This is a genomic window from Bradyrhizobium sp. Kon58 (assembly GCF_055807455.1).
On record NZ_JBVVOT010000094.1, the window covers coordinates 1 to 1005 of the forward strand.

Below are 1005 nucleotides of genomic sequence, written 5' to 3' on the forward strand. Positions count from 1 at the left end.
CCGCTTTCGTCGGACGGTTCACGGAACAGGCTCGTCTTCTCGGCCCACTCACTTCGCCCGCGGCTATACCTTCAGCCGCATCTTCCAACAAGGAAAGTAAATCATGACCAATGTGAACTGGGGCGGTATCTTCTCTGTGCTCGTCACTCCATTCGGAGCCGACGGCTCCATCAACGAGGCCCGGTACAAGGCGCTCATCGACGACGCGATCGCTAATGGTGCGGAGGGCATTGTCGCGGCTGGCAGCACCGGAGAATTTTATGCGCTCACCAAGGCCGAGCGTGCGCACCTCTATAAGTTGACAGTCAACCATGTGGGCGGCCGCGCTCCCGTCCTGGCGGGCGTGGCCGACTTGCGTGCCGAGGATGTGCTGGAAGCGTGCCAGTCCGCCGTGGCGACGGGCTGCGCAGGCGGCATGATCTTGCCCCCGATCTACGCCATGCCGAGCCCGCGTGAGATCCTGGCCTTCTTCGATTACATCTCGCGCAATACATCGCTCCCGCTGATGCTCTACAACAGTCCGCGTCGCGCGGGAATCGACATCACTCCAGCGCTTGTGGAGCAGCTCTCCGCCCTCCCAACGGTCGTCGCTATCAAGGATAGTTCCGGCGCGATCACTCAAGTGACAGAGCTTGTGCAGCGTGTAGGAAGCAGACTCCGCATCTTCGTCGGCTATGAGACAATGATTGTGCCAGCCCGCGCCGTTGGCGCTCACGGAGTGGTGGCTATGGCGCATCAAATCGCCGGACCTTTGATCCGCGACTACTGGAAGAAGGCGCTGAGCGGCGACAAGACATTGGATGGCCTCGGTCGCGACGTCTTCGCGTTCTATCGTTGCTTCCAGTCGGGATCCTATTACGCGGCCATCAAAGAGACCATGAGTCAGCTCGGCCGGGGCGCGGGCGACCCGCGTCTGCCCCTGCTGCCATTGGCAGACGAACAGAAGGCAGCGATCGCGAAGATCATCTCCGAGGCCGGTCTTACTCGCTGGGCTAAGGATTGAGG

1 protein-coding gene is annotated in these 1005 nt (G+C 61.2%); it reads left to right on the forward strand.

Translation table 11 applies throughout. The features are described from left to right. The first annotated feature begins 103 nt into the window (after positions 1 to 103). Entirely contained in the window at positions 104 to 1003 is a 900-nt protein-coding gene (locus AC0L20_RS39570; RefSeq protein WP_473295599.1) for a dihydrodipicolinate synthase family protein, read from the forward strand. The last annotated feature ends 2 nt before the right edge of the window (positions 1004 to 1005 follow it).